This window comes from Gilliamella sp. wkB72 (genome assembly GCF_001693745.1).
In the GTDB taxonomy this organism is placed as follows: Bacteria; Pseudomonadota; Gammaproteobacteria; order Enterobacterales; family Orbaceae; genus Gilliamella; species Gilliamella apicola_E.
Window position 1 is genome coordinate 49,231 of record NZ_LZEI01000021.1, and the last position, 17,502, is coordinate 66,732.

At 34.8% G+C, this 17,502-nt stretch carries 17 protein-coding genes; 6 read left to right on the top strand and 11 right to left on the bottom strand.

The window, feature by feature from the left end:
- The 4 genes from rapZ to dsbB form a co-directional block, all read right to left on the bottom strand.
- Complete coding sequence (gene rapZ / locus A9G07_RS10290; RefSeq protein WP_065735033.1) at positions 1-849, bottom strand: RNase adapter RapZ; 849 nt, start codon at positions 847-849, stop codon at positions 1-3.
- A gap of 93 nt (positions 850-942) precedes the next feature.
- On the bottom strand, positions 943-1,539 hold the full coding sequence (locus tag A9G07_RS10295) for an XTP/dITP diphosphatase (RefSeq protein ID WP_065735034.1): 597 nt from the start codon (positions 1,537-1,539) through the stop codon (positions 943-945).
- A gap of 74 nt (positions 1,540-1,613) precedes the next feature.
- A complete protein-coding gene (gene rluA / locus A9G07_RS10300) occupies positions 1,614-2,270 on the bottom strand; it encodes a bifunctional tRNA pseudouridine(32) synthase/23S rRNA pseudouridine(746) synthase RluA (protein ID WP_065562015.1) in 657 nt (218 codons plus the stop codon).
- A 75-nt stretch (positions 2,271-2,345) separates the two neighbouring features.
- Entirely contained in the window at positions 2,346-2,879 is a 534-nt protein-coding gene (gene dsbB, locus A9G07_RS10305) for a disulfide bond formation protein DsbB (RefSeq protein WP_065735035.1), read from the bottom strand.
- 148 nt (positions 2,880-3,027) lie between these two features.
- On the opposite strand from dsbB, the gene rluC reads away from it, so the two are divergent.
- On the top strand, positions 3,028-4,002 hold the full coding sequence (gene rluC, locus A9G07_RS10310; RefSeq protein ID WP_065735036.1) for a 23S rRNA pseudouridine(955/2504/2580) synthase RluC: 975 nt from the start codon (positions 3,028-3,030) through the stop codon (positions 4,000-4,002).
- Between the two features lie 26 nt (positions 4,003-4,028).
- Entirely contained in the window at positions 4,029-4,688 is a 660-nt protein-coding gene (locus tag A9G07_RS10315) for a histidine phosphatase family protein (protein ID WP_141677511.1), read from the top strand.
- A gap of 61 nt (positions 4,689-4,749) precedes the next feature.
- Here A9G07_RS10315 and A9G07_RS10320 read toward each other — a convergent pair whose 3' ends face one another.
- The 3 genes from A9G07_RS10320 to proS all read right to left on the bottom strand — a co-directional run bounded on the left by A9G07_RS10320 (position 4,750) and on the right by proS (position 8,639).
- Complete coding sequence (locus A9G07_RS10320; protein ID WP_065562019.1) at positions 4,750-6,204, bottom strand: M48 family metalloprotease; 1,455 nt, start codon at positions 6,202-6,204, stop codon at positions 4,750-4,752.
- A 134-nt stretch (positions 6,205-6,338) separates the two neighbouring features.
- The gene (locus A9G07_RS10325) at positions 6,339-6,890 is read right to left on the bottom strand and encodes a tyrosine-protein phosphatase (protein ID WP_065735038.1); all 552 of its coding nucleotides are present in this window, start codon (positions 6,888-6,890) and stop codon (positions 6,339-6,341) included.
- A 33-nt stretch (positions 6,891-6,923) separates the two neighbouring features.
- Entirely contained in the window at positions 6,924-8,639 is a 1,716-nt protein-coding gene (gene proS / locus A9G07_RS10330; protein ID WP_065735039.1) for a proline--tRNA ligase, read from the bottom strand.
- Positions 8,640-8,809: 170 nt separating this feature from the next.
- On the opposite strand from proS, the gene A9G07_RS10335 reads away from it, so the two are divergent.
- Both A9G07_RS10335 and A9G07_RS10340 read left to right on the top strand, forming a co-directional pair.
- The gene (locus A9G07_RS10335) at positions 8,810-9,190 is read left to right on the top strand and encodes a hypothetical protein (RefSeq protein ID WP_065562022.1); all 381 of its coding nucleotides are present in this window, start codon (positions 8,810-8,812) and stop codon (positions 9,188-9,190) included.
- Positions 9,191-9,427: 237 nt separating this feature from the next.
- Positions 9,428-10,786 (top strand): L-serine ammonia-lyase, encoded by a 1,359-nt coding sequence (locus A9G07_RS10340; protein WP_065735040.1) that lies wholly within the window; start codon positions 9,428-9,430, stop codon positions 10,784-10,786.
- A gap of 253 nt (positions 10,787-11,039) precedes the next feature.
- Here A9G07_RS10340 and mpl read toward each other — a convergent pair whose 3' ends face one another.
- The 4 genes from mpl to xerD all read right to left on the bottom strand — a co-directional run bounded on the left by mpl (position 11,040) and on the right by xerD (position 15,993).
- Entirely contained in the window at positions 11,040-12,422 is a 1,383-nt protein-coding gene (gene mpl / locus A9G07_RS10345) for a UDP-N-acetylmuramate:L-alanyl-gamma-D-glutamyl-meso-diaminopimelate ligase (protein WP_065735041.1), read from the bottom strand.
- 121 nt (positions 12,423-12,543) lie between these two features.
- Complete coding sequence (gene recJ, locus A9G07_RS10350) at positions 12,544-14,274, bottom strand: single-stranded-DNA-specific exonuclease RecJ (RefSeq protein WP_065735042.1); 1,731 nt, start codon at positions 14,272-14,274, stop codon at positions 12,544-12,546.
- Positions 14,275-14,347: 73 nt separating this feature from the next.
- Complete coding sequence (gene dsbC / locus A9G07_RS10355) at positions 14,348-15,052, bottom strand: bifunctional protein-disulfide isomerase/oxidoreductase DsbC (RefSeq protein ID WP_065735043.1); 705 nt, start codon at positions 15,050-15,052, stop codon at positions 14,348-14,350.
- A 26-nt stretch (positions 15,053-15,078) separates the two neighbouring features.
- Positions 15,079-15,993 (bottom strand): site-specific tyrosine recombinase XerD, encoded by a 915-nt coding sequence (gene xerD / locus A9G07_RS10360; protein ID WP_065562027.1) that lies wholly within the window; start codon positions 15,991-15,993, stop codon positions 15,079-15,081.
- Positions 15,994-16,139: 146 nt separating this feature from the next.
- Here xerD and A9G07_RS10365 point away from each other — a divergent pair, with 146 nt between their 5' ends.
- Together A9G07_RS10365 and grxB are read left to right on the top strand one after the other, a co-directional pair.
- Positions 16,140-16,766 (top strand): Pr6Pr family membrane protein, encoded by a 627-nt coding sequence (locus A9G07_RS10365; protein ID WP_141677512.1) that lies wholly within the window; start codon positions 16,140-16,142, stop codon positions 16,764-16,766.
- Positions 16,763-17,413, top strand: a complete 651-nt coding sequence (gene grxB / locus A9G07_RS10370; protein ID WP_065735045.1) for a glutaredoxin 2 — start codon at positions 16,763-16,765, stop codon at positions 17,411-17,413. Before A9G07_RS10365 ends, grxB begins: the two co-directional genes overlap by 4 nt.
- The last annotated feature ends 89 nt before the right edge of the window (positions 17,414-17,502 follow it).

Sequence of the window (17,502 nt, forward strand, 5' to 3'; positions counted from 1 at the left end):
TTATTTTTTTTCAAGTGTTCGATGACGAATTTGCACTTGTTTATTTTGCGCTTTAAAAAACCCGGCTAATTGTTCTGCAATAAAAACAGAACGGTGTTGCCCGCCTGTACAACCGATGGCTATCGTTAAATAGCTACGATTATTTTTTTCTAACATTGGTAACCACTGTTGTAAATAATTGGCTGTTTGATAAATGAAATTAGTAACTTCATCATGTTTTAGTAAGAAATTTTTAACAGGCTCATCTAAGCCAGTTAATGGACGTAAAGATATATCCCAATGTGGGTTAGGTAAAAATCTTACATCAAACACGAAATCAGCATCGACAGGTAAACCATGTTTAAAGCCAAATGATTCAAAAATCATGGTTAATTCCCGCTCTTTTTTTCCTAAAATCCGTGAACGAAGAATATTAGATAACTCATGAACTGAAAGATTATCAGTATTTATAACTAAACTTGCGTGTGATTTTAAAGGCTCTAAATACTTCTCTTCAAGATCAATGGCTTCTTCTAAAGAGTATTTTTGATTGGTTAGTGGATGTATTCGTCTTGTTTCGCTATAACGTCGGATCAGAGTATTACGACTACAATCAAAAAAGATGATTTCAGGAGTAACAGATGATGGTAATCGCTGAAAAATATCATGATCAAAATTAAAGTTAGCTGGTAAATTGCGAATATCGATACTAACCGCAACAGGTGTATTGTTATCTTTTAATGATTCTGCAAGTTGCGGTAATAATGCGACGGGAATATTATCAACGCAATAAAAACCCATATCTTCTAATGCGCGTAATGCAATTGATTTTCCTGAACCGGAACGGCCACTTACTATCAACAATATCACAATATCGACTCCAAAATAATTGGTGCACTAGTATATACTGTTTAGTTCAACATGTGCAATTCATGAAAAGAAACAATAAGCTAAATAAATTCTCTAATAATCTGTTTTTATTTTAGCTATTAACTGTTTTAAAGCCTGTCCACGATGAGAAATTTGGCTCTTATGTTCTTTAGTTAGCTCTGCTGCACTGCAATTAAGCTCAGGAATATAGAATAATGGATCATAACCAAAACCACCACTTCCATGAGGTTCATTCATAATTAATCCATTCCATTTCCCTAAACAGATGATTGGTGTAGGATCATTTTCGTGTCGCATAAAAGCGAGTGCACAATAAAAGTATGCTGTCCTTTTTTCTTTAGGCACATCTTTTAATTCAAGTAATAGCTTTTCATTATTGCTTTTGTCATTACCATGTTCTCCCGCATAACGAGCGGAATAGATACCAGGTTGCCCGTTTAGTGCTTGAACAACTAAACCTGAATCATCTGCTATCGCCGGTAGTTGAGTCACTTTTGCGGTATGTCTTGCTTTTAAGATGGCATTTTCAATAAATGTTAGGCCTGTTTCTTCTATATCAGGAACATTGAAGCTATTTTGGGCTATAACATCAAATCCAGCATCGGCTAAAAGCGTTTGTAATTCATTGACCTTTCCTTGGTTATTAGTGGCTAAAACAATTTTCTGCATTTAATGACTCCATGATATTAGTTTTATATCGTAATTAGTTAATCAAGTATAGCAAGTAGATGTACGCTTAAATTTTAAAAATCAGGTTCACAACGGAATGTCAGAGTTTCACCGGTTTTAGGATGATTTATTGTTAGATGTTGAGCATGTAACAATAACCTTTTTGACATTGAAAATGCTTCAGGATGAGCATAAAATTTATCGCCTAAAATAGGATGCCCTATAGCTTGCATATGCACTCTTAATTGATGAGAGCGCCCTGTAAATGGAAACAATGCCACCCGAGTTGTATTATCATTATTGCGTGAGATAACTTGATAATGTGTTAATGCGTATTTGCCATTTTCATGATCTACCATCTGTCTTGGGCGATTAGGCCAATCACAAATTAATGGGAGTTCGACTTGGCCTGCGTCATCCTTAAGGTGACCGTGGACCACAGCAATATATGTTTTTTTAGGTATACGCTCTCTAAACTGCTTTTTAATTTCTCTATCTGCTAATTTAGATAAAGCAGCAACCATAATGCCACTCGTAGCCATATCTAGACGATGGACTGATTCAACATAACTATATTTTTGTTGTAAACGATGAATAATACTATCTATAAATTGTGGTTTATTTCCTGATACCGACAAAATACCAGGTTGTTTGTTAACCACAACAATATGATCATCTTGATATAAAATAGTTAACCAAGGATCAATGGGGGGATGATATTCCAAAAGCATTTAGTGTGATAATTTGTCAAATTAAATTGTCACACATTCTAACAAACTCGGTAAAAAGTGCCAGTTGAAATAAACTTATTTACTCCAGATTGACTTTTTATTAGCTGAAAACAATTGGCAAAATAGTATGATTAAACTAACAAAAAGATAGCAAGCAAAAATGATTATCATCCATTGCGACATTTCAATAGTTAAGAACGACCAGATTTTTTCTGAACAAGAACCATAAGCATTAAACATGCTTGGTAACCATTCATTTAATGGTAACCAAGAAGGGAATTGGACATTAATTGCACAGGTATCACTTAAATCCGGTTCGAACTGCAAATGGGCATGAAAAGTTGCTAATTCAAACCCCTTAAAAGCGCTAAATAGCCAGATTAATATGCCAGCTAGTCTAAATATTAATTTTTTGGGGTTGATAAGTCCAACGATGCTGCCAAACATAATACCGTAAATTGCACAGCGCTGATAAATACATAAAGTACAAGGGGCTAGGCCTAAACCATGTTGAAAATAGAGAGCGGTCAATTCAAAAATAGCGGTGGAAAGAAACAATAAAAACCAAGCAAATCTTCCTCGAGAGTATTGGTTGAGTAAATACAACATACTATTTTATTCCTCCATATTCCGCTATAATCATTTTATATTAAGGTTATTAAAATTAACCAATCTTATTCTTTTTACCATTAGTGTAGTTTATTTTTAAGTAATGTAAAACGACTTTTATTTATTAAGGGTGGATTAATCTTTTCTTATGGACTCAAACGTTCAACAAACAAAATTACAAGTCTCATTTGTCACAATCACTGAAGAAAATGTGACACAACGAATTGACAACTTTTTAATAACATACCTCAAGGGTGTGCCTAAAAGTATGATTTATCGCATACTTAGAAAAGGGGAAGTGCGTGTCAACAAAAAGCGGATTAAGCCAGAATATAAATTAGCTGTTGGTGATGAAGTTCGAATTCCACCTATTCGTGTTTCAGAAAAAACAGTTCCTGAAATTTCAAAAAAACTGAATAAAGTTGCTGATTTAGAAAAATCAATTATTTATGAAGATGATGTGATTCTTGCGATTAATAAACCATCTGGCATTGCCGTACATGGTGGAAGTGGCTTAAGTTTTGGCGTTATTGAAGGATTAAGAGCATTAAGACCTGAAGCCAAATTTTTAGAATTAGTACATCGTATCGATCGTGAAACATCTGGTGTTTTACTTATTGCTAAGAAACGTTCTGCACTAAAAGCATTACATGAACAACTTCGTTTAAAACAGATGCAAAAAAATTATTTAGCTTTAGTGAAAGGTAATTGGCCTTCTGAATGTAAAGTTGTACAAGCACCACTATTAAAAAATGTACTTAAAAGTGGTGAACGCGTGGTTAAGGTAAATACAGAAGGTAAGCCATCTGAGACACGATTCAAAGTGGAAGAACGCTTTGGTTTTGCAACATTAATAAAAGCTAGTCCCGTAACTGGACGAACGCATCAAATTCGTGTACACACTCAATATGTTAATCATCCAATAGCATTTGATGATCGTTACGGAGATAGCCAATTTGATGAATTATTAGCTAAAAGCAAACTTAATCGATTATTTTTACATGCAGCTAATGTGAAATTTATTCATCCAAAAACTTTACAAGAGATGCAATTACATGCCCCGATGGATAATATATTGCAAAACTGTTTAATCCAGATTAGAAATGATAAATATCAACAATGATTTAAATGAGAAGGTAATCAACAATAATGAAAGATCTTAATTTATATTTAATTAGACATGGTCAAACCGAATGGAATATTAAAGATCAAATGCAAGGATCGAAAAATTCGCCTTTGACAGAAAATGGTGTTTTAGGCGCTCAAATCACTGGAAAGCATCTGAAAAATATACCTTTTATACAAGCCTACTCAAGCCCACAACAACGGGCTAAAGAGACTCGAGATTATATCATTCATGAAAATGACAATGTCATTCCGACTTTTGAACTTGATAATCTAAGAGAAATGGATTTTGGTCTTTGGGAAGGCAAACATGTCCCTTCATTAAGAAAAGAAATACCTGAATTCACGACTTATTTAACCGACCCTGAAAACTTTGACTCATCTATTAACCAAGGTGAAAACTACCTTGATATACTTTCTCGTATGAAAGAAGCTTTAAATGTTATCGTAAAAAATGCACCGCAAGATGAAGGAAATATTTTAGTTGTATCACATGGTACGGTTTTAAGAATATTACTTTGTGTTTTAAATGGTGGAGATTGGCGTAGACATCGTGATGAAGATTATTTCCCACGAGTGTTAAATACCAGTATAAGTGTAGTTAACTATAAGCAAACTGATGATAAGCCTGAGGGGGAATTTTCAGTTAAGTTTTATAATAATGTCGATCATTTAAATAATTAATTACCGTTAATTCTGTCATGTATACTCGGCTAATTAAGTTATTAGCCGAGTAATATTCAGACTACCTTCTGCTATAAGCAGCGTAACGTTTTTGTAATTGTTTCAATTGATTAATTCTTGCGTCAATTTTTGAAATTAATGTTTGATTACCTTTAGCTTGAGCTCTAGCATTGGTTAATAATTGAATTGCTTCAGGGAAACGTCCTTCAAGCGCGATTGATTCTGCCCTTGCACTCATTTCTTGGGCTCTCGATTTTATTCCCCCATAAGCGGTAACCAGTAAATCCCAACCATTAGTATCATCATTGTGATCAAATGTATAACGATGTAATAAACTCACCGCTTGCTGATATTGGCCATCTTTTATATAAGCATTAGCAAGATTTAATTGTAATACAGCATTATCAGGTGATCGTTTTAAGGCAGATTGTAAACGAGCTATGGCTTCTTTATTATTATTACTTTCTAAATTGATATCTGTCATTAAATCAATATACCAAATATTATCTGGATCATTATCTAATAACGGTTGCAATTGAATTTTTGCTTGAACAAGATTTTTACTTTTGTAATTACTTAGTGCGACGGCATAGGTTAGCGCCTTTTTACCCTGATCGGTATTCAATTTGCGATAATTATCAAGTAATAGTTTAGCGGTATTATTATTTCCCATAAGTATTGCTATTCGGGCCTTAGCTAAATAATAACTTAATGAGGAAGGTACATTTTTTTTAGAATATTGCAAAGAGCGATTGCGCATATCCGATAAACGGCTATTCGGTAATGGGTGAGTCATTAAAATTTCAGGCGGTTTACTACTGAAGCGACTTTGATCAGCAAGTTTTTGTAAAAATTCAGAAGATGCATGAGGATCAAATCCGGCTTTTGCTATGGTTCTAAGCCCAACTCTATCGGCTTCTTGTTCATTTGATTGAGTAAAACTAATCATACTCTGTGTCGAACTTGCCATGGTGGTTGTCATTGCCGCCATACCCGCTTCTGGATTAGCTAATGTTAATAGTAATGAACCTAAGGCTCCCCCCCAAACATAAGGACTATTTTTATTTTGAGCCTCCATAGCGCGAGCTAAATGGCGTTGAGTAACATGCCCAATTTCGTGAGCCATAACCGAAGCTAATTGGCTTTCATTATCAGTATCCATAATTATTCTTGAATGAATGACAACATTACCGCCAAAAAAAGCAAAGGCATTGAGCACATTACTTTTCATTATATAAAAATGGAAAGGGGTTTGAACTGATTCAGATTTAGAAACTAATTTTTTTCCTAAATTATTAATATATTGATTTAAGACAGGGTCATTGGCTATAGGAGCACTGCCTCGTAACAATCGCACATAATAATCACCCATCTCTTTTTCTTGCCCGATGCTTAATGTGGTTGCAGCTGCGGTTCCCATCTCAGGTAGTGTTATATTATCTGCTGCATAAACAATAGGTGTATTTTGTAAGAATAGTGATGTCGATAGTACCAATGCGATTGCTTTTTTTAACATATTTATGACTCATAAAAAAATTTGATTATGAAACATTTTAGCTTAAAAAAAAGACAATATCACTTTGAATTTTTTATCAAATTGAGCTATTTATTTGATAAAGACTATTTAGTTTATTAAATTAAATAATGAAATTATTCAAATACAGCATGGCGAATATATTCTACATCAACGTTTTCAATGTATTTTCGTATGTTAGGATAAACATTGTAGTGATGACCAAATTCAGTTTGCATTAACTCATTAATTGCTTGAGATTTAGTCCAATTCTCAAAAACCAAACGGTACATAGCAATAGTGACGCCGGTACGATCACTGCCTTGCCAACAATGGATTAATATCGGTTTAGGAGAGGTATGAATCGCTTTCATTACTTGGATCATTTTCTCATCAGTAATATCACCTGCCCGCATTCGAATCCAAACTTCTGATATCTGTGCATTTTCGACTAACTCTCGATCGCTGTGAAATAGCCGTAAATTTATAATGGTTTTAAAGCCAAGTTTATCAAGCTGCGCTATCTGCTCTACACTGGGTTGCTCAGAGCGATAGACATCATTAGAAACTTGATAAAAATTATCGGGGAGATGTAAAGAATTGATATTAGATTGGCAACCACTAATGATAAAGCACAAGTAACACAATAAGAAAATATTAGTTATTTTGGATATTTTATTACAGGCCATTTGTGCTCCAATATTAAAATCTAATTCTTAAGTTTATTGTTGACGTTTTTTAATAAATTCAACGATATCATCAACTTTAATTAATTCTTTATCGCCACCCGCACGATGTTTGTATTCCACTTCACCATTATCAAGGTTACGTTCACCAATAACGATAGTATGAGGAATACCAATAAGTTCGGCATCTGCAAACATCACACCTGGACGCTCTTTACGATCATCAAATAATACTTCAATACCCAGAGCTTGGAGATCGGCATAAAGTTTTTCAGCAGTGGCTTGTACTTTTTCTGATTTATGCATATTCATTGGAATAATGACAACACTAAATGGTGCAATCGCTTCTGGCCAAATAATCCCTCGATCGTCATGGCATTGTTCAATTGCAGCTGCAACAATTCGGCTAACCCCAATTCCATAACAGCCCATGATCATCACATGGTTTTGTCCATCTTCACCTTGGACAGTTGCTTTCATTGCTTCTGAATACTTAGTACCAAGTTGGAAAATATGCCCAACTTCAATACCACGTTTAATTTGTAATGTCCCTTTACCATCTGGGCTAATATCGCCTTCAACCACATTACGAATATCTTCAATGCGAGGTAAAGCGACATCTCTTTCCCAATTGATATTGAAATAATGTTTATGATCAATGTTGGCGCCAGCACTAAAATCACTCATTACTGCCACATCACGGTCAATGATGATTGGCATATTAAGGTTTACTGGTCCTAAAGAGCCAGGTCCTGCATTCACTACCGCGCGAATTTCTTCTTCAGTTGCAAATTCAAGCGGTGATGCCACAATATCAATTTTTTCCGCTTTGATTTCATTCAACGTGTGATCACCACGGACTAATAAAGCTACAAGTTGGTGCCCACTCTCTTTAGTCGCCTTGACCATGAGTGTTTTAACTGTTTTTTCAATCGGTAAATTGAATTGTGCAACTAATTCATCAATTGTTTTGGCATCAGGTGTATCAACCAGTTCCATTGCCTTAGTTGGTGCTGATCGGCTTTGCGTTGGTGCTAATGCTTGTGCCATCTCAATATTAGCAGCGTAATCAGATTCAGTTGAAAAGACAATATCATCTTCACCACTATCGGCTAATACTTGGAACTCATGCGACCAGTTGCCACCAATAGAACCCGTATCAGCACGCACAGCTCTAAAATTTAAGCCAGCACGAGTAAATACCGCACTGTAAGCCTTATACATATCATCATAGGTTTCTTGTAAAGATTCTTGTGAAGTATGAAACGAATAAGCATCTTTCATAATAAATTCACGCGAACGCATTACCCCAAATCGTGGGCGGACTTCGTCGCGGAATTTGGTTTGAATTTGATAAACATTAAGCGGTAATTGTTTATACGAACTGACTTCATTACGAAGTAAGTCAGTGATCACTTCCTCATGGGTTGGGCCTAATACAAAATCACGGTCGCCACGGTCTTTGATACGTAATAGCTCTGGACCATATTGTTCCCAACGACCACTCTCTTGCCAAATATCAGCAGGTTGCACAACTGGCATTAACACTTCAATTGCCCCTGCTTTGTTCATCTCTTCCCGAACAATATTTTCAACTTTTTTAAGTACACGATAGCCAGTAGGTAGCCAAGTATATAATCCTGCGGCAACTTTACGGATCATGCCGGCACGTAACATTAATTGATGGCTTATCACTTCAGCATCAGCGGGTGTCTCTTTTAATGTAGATAGAAGATATTTACTGGTTCGCATAAATTTATCCTGAAAAAAATAATGTACTAATAATATACTAAAATGTGAGCTAGTTTAGCAGTACCTAACGTAACACTAAAGTAATTTTATTGGTTATTGTTGTTATGAGTAAAAATATAGAGTAAATTTAGATAATTATAAGATTAGAAAAATAATAAGGTTGAATATTTTTGAAATTTTTATCTCGTATTGCTCTTATTTTGTTCTGCATGATTCTACTTTACTATCCATTCAAAATCGCCAAATACCATTTAATGGATATGAGTTATGATGAAATTTCAAATGTCGGTTGGCGCTTTGATACTTGCAAAACTAAAGATGATGATTTAGTAAGCAGTGCTGATTGCCCGTGTGGTGGATTAATCGAACCGGATGATGATGTTTACATTAACAACGACGGATACATGTACTTTGGTAATAAACTCTATGGTAAGGTGACTTTGATAGAAAAACCAAGCTATTTTCAAATGGATCTTTTGACGGGGGGATTTTTAAAAATTGAACATATAGATACAGGGTTCATTTGTTACTACGACTCTGTTATGGATTAAAATAACGGGTATTATAAAATTGTTACTATGATTCTATATAATCATTTTGACATGTTTTTAAACCAAAATTAGGTGTCAAAAACCCCGCTCCTCAACTTTTTTTTAATTTATTTAAGGATAAAAATTTAATCTCAATTATTAGCTTGATTAGCTAATACTTATCACCATAATATAGCACTATATAAGTCATTTTTTATTCATAACTACGTGCATGTCAAAGATTATAAAAGGGATAAAATGGGTTCAGTTTTTGAGATATTTAAAATTGGTATAGGTCCTTCAAGTTCACATACAGTTGGTCCAATGCGAGCGGGTAAGGCGTTTATTGATCAACTGATTGATAATGGGCAAATGCCATTAGTGACAAAAATTGTGGCAGATGTTTATGGTTCTTTATCACTGACCGGCAAGGGGCATCATACTGATGTTGCAATTATTCTTGGGTTATCTGGCGAAAAGCCTGATACCGTTAATATTGACCAAATTCCCCATTTTATTCAAACCATGAACCAATGTGGTAAATTACCGATATATAATGGTAAATACCAAATTGATTTTTCAAACGAAAGCATTATTTTTCATTCAACTTTTTTACCATTACATGAAAATGGTATGACGTTAAGCGCTTATCATGGTAATGAACTCATCGTCCAGAAAACCTATTATTCAGTGGGTGGAGGAAAAATTGTTGAAGAGGAGCAGTTTGGACAACAAGAACAGAATTCTGTTGATGTGCCTTATCCTTTTTCAACAGCAGCGCAATTATTGAAGCATTGTGATGATAATTCGTTGTCGGTATCGAGTATTGTGTTAAAAAATGAGTTACAACTGCATAGTTATGATGATGTTGTAAATTATTTTTCTTTAGTTGGACAAACAATGCTTGATTGTATTAAACGCGGCATGAATACTGAAGGATTATTACCTGGTGCGCTTAAGGTTCCTCGTCGAGCAAATGCACTTTATCGCCAATTATTGACTAGCAAAAATAATAATGATCCAATGATTATTATTGATTGGATAAATATGTTTGCGTTAGCAGTCAGTGAAGAAAATGCCGCAGGGGGAAGGGTAGTGACTGCGCCAACCAATGGTGCTTGCGGCATAATACCAGCCGTTCTTGCCTATTATGATAAGTTTATCGATCCGGTCTCGCCCGATATTTTTATTCGCTATTTTTTAACTTGTGGAGCCATTGGTTTACTTTATCAAAAAAATGCATCTATTTCAGGTGCTGAAGTTGGTTGTCAGGGTGAGGTCGGTGTTGCTTGTTCAATGGCGGCTGCTGGTCTGGCTGAATTGTTGGGGGGTAATCCTCAGCAAGTTTGTATGGCAGCCGAAATTGGTATGGAACATAATTTAGGTTTAACCTGTGATCCTGTTGATGGTCAAGTACAAGTTCCTTGTATTGAACGTAATGCGATTGCTGCAGTTAAAGCAATTAATGCGACACGCATGGCATTAAGACGCACTACTGCAGCTATCGTTTCGCTTGATAAGGTGATTGAAACTATGTACGAAACCGGAAAGGATATGAATGCAAAATACCGAGAGACTTCGCGCGGTGGGTTAGCAATTACTGTTCACTGTAGTTAATAATAAAGAGCTAATTATTTGAGACTTCAGCTGTACAATGTAAGTAATCACTCACCGGCGTTAATTTAGTGAGTGATAAATGTTAAGTTATAAGTCTTACCGAGTCACTGTTAAAACATTACCACTATTGCTCGATGCCACTATTATGTGATTATAAATAAGAGTGGCATATCTAAGTATTACAATAATCTTTTTTGCATCTTTTAATATGCAGATGCATTTAGGTAAATTAATTATTTAATGCAATTAATAGTTATGCATCTAATTGTTTTCTTAATTGTTGTTTTTTCAAGCTTTCTAAAATCTTGTTATGAATTCCACTAAAACCACCATTACTCATAATCAAAATGGCATCGGTTGGTTTGGCTGATTTTGTTATCATTTCAACTAATAAGTCAATATCAGCTGTCCAATAAGCCGGTTGGATACAGGCATCGACTACATCAGCAACTAACCAAGGTAGTTGTTCTGGTTGGAACATATATATTTCATCAGCGCGACCTAATGATGGAGCAAGTTCATCTTTTGAAATCCCTAACTTCATTGTGTTAGATCGAGGCTCTAATACTGCTAAAATTCGTCGATTTGCACCAATTTTGCTGCGTAATGCTTCTAATGTTGCTAAAATTGCCGTTGGATGATGAGCAAAATCATCATAAATTTCAATGTTATTGACCTCACCATATAGCTCCAAGCGTCTTTTAGCATTTAAAAATGATCCTAACGCTAAACAAGCATCTGCTGGATCTATACCAACATTGTGTGCAGCGGCAATTGCCATTAAGGCATTATGCATATTGTGTTCACCAACTAAAGAATAGTTAACTGTACCCATCTTTTTGTTGTTGTAATAAACATCAAACTGGCTGGCATCATTAGCAATCTTTTTCGCTAACCAACCGTCTTCAGATTCGGTAAAAGATTGTTTACTCCAACAACCTTTTGCTAATACTTGTTTTAAATTGACATCTTCTTGAGGAGAAATTATCAATCCTTTACTTGGTACTAAACGAACTAGATGATGGAACTGTTTTTGGATAGAACTAAGATCATCAAAAATATCTGCATGATCGAACTCTAAATTATTCATAATCAGTGTTTTTGGACAATAATGCATGAATTTAGAGCGCTTATCAAAGAATGAACAGTCATACTCGTCTGCTTCAATAACAAAGAAGTTACCTTCACCTAATCTTGCTGATACTTCAAAATTACCCGGAACACCACCAATAACAAAACCCTGTTTATAGCCTTGTTTTTCTAAAATCCAGTTAACCATTCCAGCCGTTGTTGTTTTGCCGTGTGTACCTGCCACAGCAATAACCCAACGGTCTTTTAGTACATTATCATGTAACCATTGTGGTGCAGAGACGTAAGGAATGTTATTGTCCAAAATGTATTCAACACAAGGATTTCCTCTTGATAGGGCATTGCCAATGATAACTAGATCAGGAGTTGGTATTAATTGTGATGGATCGTCTCCTTCAATAATATCAATATGCTCTTTTTGTAACAGCGTACTCATTGGTGGGTAAACATTTTTATCTGATCCTGTTACTTTGTGACCTAATGAACGAGCTATTAATGCAATACCGCCCATAAATGTGCCACAAATCCCAAGAATATGAATATGCATTTTTTGTCCTTAATGTTGTATAAAATGTACTAATGATAAAACTATTGTATTGCTAATTTTATTTTTGTGATTAACTGTTCTGATTTTACAGAATCTAGTAATTATAGTCGATCTTAATCGCTTATGCGATAGGCCAGATATGTCTTATCATTAATTTTAGGGTTTGATTTCCTCGAAACTCATTTACATCTAAGTGATAAACAATTTTTGCTTCTTTTATCGTTTGGTCTGGCCACTTTGTTAAATTAACATTAAAACAGATCCCTTCAATTATTGGTCCCCCATTTTTGGGTTCTAATACTAATTTAAGGTGTTTTTCAGCAAATATGCGTTGCTGATGAATAATAAATTCGCCATCAAATGTAGGTTCGATAAATCCTTCACCCCATGGACCAGAGTCTTTTAGTAGTTTTGCAATTGAATAATTAAAATCTTCGTTATTTATCTCGCCATCGGTTTCAATCGTTTGTTCAAGTACCTTCAAATCAAGTTGCTCAGTTATCACTGTTTCTAAAAGATCCCTAAATTTATCTAAATCTTTTTCTTGAATACTTAATCCAGCAGCCATGGCATGACCACCAAAGCTAACCAAAATATCTGGATATCTTTGATTCAATTCATAGAGTACATTTTGTAAGTGAATACCATCTATTGATCTTCCAGAACCTTTCAATAATCCATCTTCTGTCGAAGCGAAACATATCACAGGACGATAATATTTGTCTTTCAATCGTGCTGAGACTATACCAATAACACCTTGATGCCACTCAGGATGATGTACCACTATTGAATTAGGTAAAGAAGGTTTATGTATCTGTTCAACGTGGGATAAAGCTTCTTGATACATCGTTTGCTCAATTAATTTTCGATCACTATTAAGCGTATCAAGGTCGGCTGCTTGATTGACTGCACTATCATAGTCTTCACATAACAATAATTCTACGCTCAGAGACATATTATCCATTCGTCCAGCAGCATTTAGTCTTGGGGCTATATAATAAGCAAGATCTGTTGAGGTGAACGTGAGGGGATCTCGTCTGGAAATATTTAATAATGCTTTAATTCCTTCACAACAATAGCCTGCTCGGATACGGCTAACACCTTGATGGACTAGTATTCGGTTATTTAGGTCGAGTTTTACCACATCGGCAATAGTGCCAAGGGCAACTAAGTCTAATAAGCTAGCAATATTAAATTCTTCTAAATTATGTGTGGTGAACCAGTTTTCCTTGCGTAATTTTGACCGTAATGCCAGCATAAAATAAAAAGCTACACCAACACCTGCTAAATGTTTTGAAGGAAAAGTGCAATTTGGTAAATTAGGATTGATAATTGCATCCGCAGGAGGTAGTTTTTCTGGACATAAGTGGTGATCGGTAATAATGACGGTTAAATTCGACTGTTTTGCAAATTCGACCGCCTCAACAGCAGAAACACCGTTATCAACAGTAATAATAAGATCCGCTTTTTGTAAAATTGCTTTCTTTACGACGTTAATACTTAAACCATATCCATCATCAAAACGATTTGGAATAATATAATCGACAAATTGACACCCCATTTTTTTTAACGCTTTTACCGTTAATGCGGTACTGGTTGCGCCATCGGTATCAAAGTCTCCAACAATCATTATTCGCTCATTGTTCTTCATTGCAGAATAAAGAATGTCAACAGCTTTATTGGTCCCATCTAGATTGTCGTAGTTACATAGATTACGAGTGGTATAGTCTAGTTCTTGCATAGACGTTATTCCGCGCAATGCATATACTCGCTGCAACAATAACGGAATGTCATTTGATAATTCTGGTAGCGTTTCGGGTAACTTACGATGTATTAATTTATCTGCTTTCATATGATGAATGTTAGCGCGTATGCGCTAACAATTTTTTGTATTCTATAATTTAAAGGTTATAAATTATACAGTACTAGTTATTAGATTTCTTTTTTAAAATTTCGATTAATTTATCAGCCGGAACGTAACCAGAGACAAGTTGTCCATCAGGTAATACTATTGCTGGTGTTCCACTAATACCTAGTTTTTTACCAACGTTAAATTGCTGTGTTACATAAGGGATCATGCTATTAGCAGGTGAAATTTTATTACCTTTATATGCATTTTCAAAAGCGGCTTTGCGATCAACTACACTCCAAATGGATTGCATATTTTTACCTACTTCACTATCTGCTCCTGCTCGTGGAAAAGCAAAATAGTGAACTGAGATGCCTGCATTTAAATATTGCTCAATATTTTCGTGTAATAATTTACAGTAGTGGCATGTGTAATCGGTAAAAACTGAGATAACATATTGTTCATTTGGAGCTTGATAAACAATGGCATCTTTTTCAATTGATTTCATTAATTTTAAGTTATTGCTGTTGGCAATATTTACTGGTTCACTGCCTTCAAGATTATAGATTGGCCCCTGAGTTAAGAATTTACCATCATCAGTGACATAAAAGATACCATCAGGTGTGGTAACACTTTTTAGCCCTTGTATTGGGTTATTTTCGATTGTAATCTCTTTGCTAGAAAAACCTAACTTTTCCATTGTTTTTGTAATATCGGCGTTAGAGGCTAATACTGAAGTTGAGATCAATGCTAAACCTAAACTGATTACTAATTTTTTCATTCAATTATCCTTAGTTTATTGAACCGCTATGCGCGAGGATGATGTTTGCTGTGCAACTGTTTTAATCTTTCTGTTGCAACATGTGTATAAATCTGTGTAGTTGATAAACTACTATGCCCAAGTAACATTTGTACAACACGCAAATCGGCACCATGATTAAGCAAATGCGTTGCAAAAGCGTGTCTAAGTACATGAGGCGAAAGGGCTTCTATATTAATGCCCGTTAGTATGGCATAATATTTTATCCTATGCCAGAAAGTCTGTCGTGTCATTTTTTTACCCAATCGACTTGGAAAAAGAACATCAACAGGACCATTTTTTAAAAGATCGTTGCGCGCATATTTGAAATAGTATTCAAGCCAATAAATAGCCTCTTCTCCCAAAGGAACTAAACGCTCTTTATTTCCTTTACCAACGACTCTAACTACTCCTTGTCTAAGACTTACATCGCTAATCTCTAGATTCACTAACTCCGAAACGCGTAGCCCTGTTGCATAAAGCACTTCTAACATGGCTTTATCTCGCAATTCTATTGGATCATCAATACTTGGTGATTCAAGAAGAGCATCAACCTGTAATTCTGTTAGATCTTTGGGTAACTTTTTGGGTAATTTGGGTGATGATAATATAGCTGATGGATCATCCGTACGATAATTTTCTTGATATAAATATTGAAAAAAACGTTTAGTCGCACTAAGTAAACGAGCTGAACTACTTGCTTTATAACCATCTTTAACGCGTTGCAATAAAAATTCCTGCAAATTAATTGATTGCGCAGTGATGAAATTAACTTGTTGTGATTGCAGTGATTGGCTTAAAGCAAACAGGTCGAGTTTATAAGATTCGATAGTATTTTCAGAAAGATTTCGTTCCAACCAAATTGAGTCTAAAAATTGTTCAATTAATATTTTATTTTGTGATGATATCTCTTTATCAGACATTAAAAGCCAACTCTTTTTTCGACGATTTTTCCTATTATATACTAACTGCTAATAACTATTCACTTTAGTTTATGTTGGAAGAATCTTTTGTATCTTTTCTTTAGCCTACGATATACTGCATTATCAGTTATTTTTTATAATAAGTTATGCTGAAACGAAATATTAATCTTTTTATTGTGCTATATGCTTTTTTGGTAATAGGTCTTGAAACTTATATTTATTGGCATACACGACTTCGGCCTTGGCAACCAGGAACACCTATCGGGAGAATGGTTTTTTATTACAGTTTTTTTACCGTGTTGTCTAATCTCATGTTGGCATTTAGCTGTTTGTGGTTAGCCTTTAATCCAAACTGTAATCGATATTTATTTAAAGTGATTCGATTAAATGGTTTAATCGGAGTAATTATAACGGCTATTGTCTATAATCTATTATTAAGAAGTATTCATAAACCACCGAGTACATTATTACAATTTACTAATGAGAGTTTACATGTCGTTTTACCTATTGCTGGCGTATTAAGTTGGTTAATATGGGGGCCATTTCGACGCATTCATTTCAAGATTATCGTTGGCTCGTTTTTGTCAATGCTAATTTATGGTATTTATATCTTCACAAGAGGTTATTTTACTAATCAATATCCCTATCCTTTTATTAATGTAGTGAAGGTTGGTTACGCTAAAGCGCTTTATTCCTCTGGATTGGTTTTTGTGCTGTTTTTAGTCTTGGCTTTTTTATTATGGGGCATTGATTGTTTTAGGAGACGAATATGAAATTATTTATTTATGAACACTGTCCTTTTTGTGTCCGCGCAAGAATGATTTTTGGCTTGAAAAATATTCCTGTTGAGCAGCATGTTTTTCTAAGTAATGATGCTAAATCACCAGAAAGCATGATTGGCGAAAAAATGGTGCCCATCTTACAAAAAGAAGATGGTAGCTATATGCCAGAAAGTTTGGATATTGTTGCTTATATCGATAGCAATTATGGCGGTAGCCCTATTTTAACAGGACCTAAAAATCCAAAAATTGAGGCATTGATAAAACAACTTCAACAATATGACTATAAGTTAGAGTGTCCGCGTTATATCAAACTTGGTTTAGCTGAATTTGCTACTCAAGATGCTATTGATAATTTTGTCACAAATAAGAGTAAAAAGATGGGATCGTTTGATGAATGCTTTGCTCAGACTGATTCGTTAATCGCTAAGGTTGCTGATTTATTCACTCAACTTGAATCTTTAATTACTTCACCTAATGCATGTAATGGCTTATTATCTTGGGATGATATTTGTTTGTTCCCAATATTACGCAATTTGACATGTGTTAAAGGACTTAAATTTCCGACTAAAATCAGAGAATATTTAGAATCTATGTCTAAAAAAAGTAAAGTAAATTTATTTTTTGATAAAGCTATCTAATTGGAGATATTTGCAGGAGTATCAAAAAGTAATCAGCTAATTAATTGCTAATTATAAGAGTACAAGCAGGAAGAAAACTTGTACTCTTT

Bases quoted from the DNA above. Each gene is read 5' to 3' on its own strand.
- A9G07_RS10295 (WP_065735034.1), bottom strand. From the start codon at position 1,539: ATGCAGAAAATTGTTTTAGCCACTAATAACCAAGGAAAGGTCAATGAA.
- rluA (WP_065562015.1), bottom strand. From the start codon at position 2,270: ATGCTTTTGGAATATCATCCCCCCATTGATCCTTGGTTAACTATTTTA.
- dsbB (WP_065735035.1), bottom strand. From the start codon at position 2,879: ATGTTGTATTTACTCAACCAATACTCTCGAGGAAGATTTGCTTGGTTT.
- rluC (WP_065735036.1), top strand. From the start codon at position 3,028: ATGGACTCAAACGTTCAACAAACAAAATTACAAGTCTCATTTGTCACA.
- A9G07_RS10315 (WP_141677511.1), top strand. From the start codon at position 4,029: ATGAAAGATCTTAATTTATATTTAATTAGACATGGTCAAACCGAATGG.
- A9G07_RS10320 (WP_065562019.1), bottom strand. From the start codon at position 6,204: ATGTTAAAAAAAGCAATCGCATTGGTACTATCGACATCACTATTCTTA.
- A9G07_RS10325 (WP_065735038.1), bottom strand. From the start codon at position 6,890: ATGGCCTGTAATAAAATATCCAAAATAACTAATATTTTCTTATTGTGT.
- proS (WP_065735039.1), bottom strand. From the start codon at position 8,639: ATGCGAACCAGTAAATATCTTCTATCTACATTAAAAGAGACACCCGCT.
- A9G07_RS10340 (WP_065735040.1), top strand. From the start codon at position 9,428: ATGGGTTCAGTTTTTGAGATATTTAAAATTGGTATAGGTCCTTCAAGT.
- mpl (WP_065735041.1), bottom strand. From the start codon at position 12,422: ATGCATATTCATATTCTTGGGATTTGTGGCACATTTATGGGCGGTATT.
- recJ (WP_065735042.1), bottom strand. From the start codon at position 14,274: ATGAAAGCAGATAAATTAATACATCGTAAGTTACCCGAAACGCTACCA.
- dsbC (WP_065735043.1), bottom strand. From the start codon at position 15,052: ATGAAAAAATTAGTAATCAGTTTAGGTTTAGCATTGATCTCAACTTCA.
- xerD (WP_065562027.1), bottom strand. From the start codon at position 15,993: ATGTCTGATAAAGAGATATCATCACAAAATAAAATATTAATTGAACAA.
- A9G07_RS10365 (WP_141677512.1), top strand. From the start codon at position 16,140: ATGCTGAAACGAAATATTAATCTTTTTATTGTGCTATATGCTTTTTTG.
- grxB (WP_065735045.1), top strand. From the start codon at position 16,763: ATGAAATTATTTATTTATGAACACTGTCCTTTTTGTGTCCGCGCAAGA.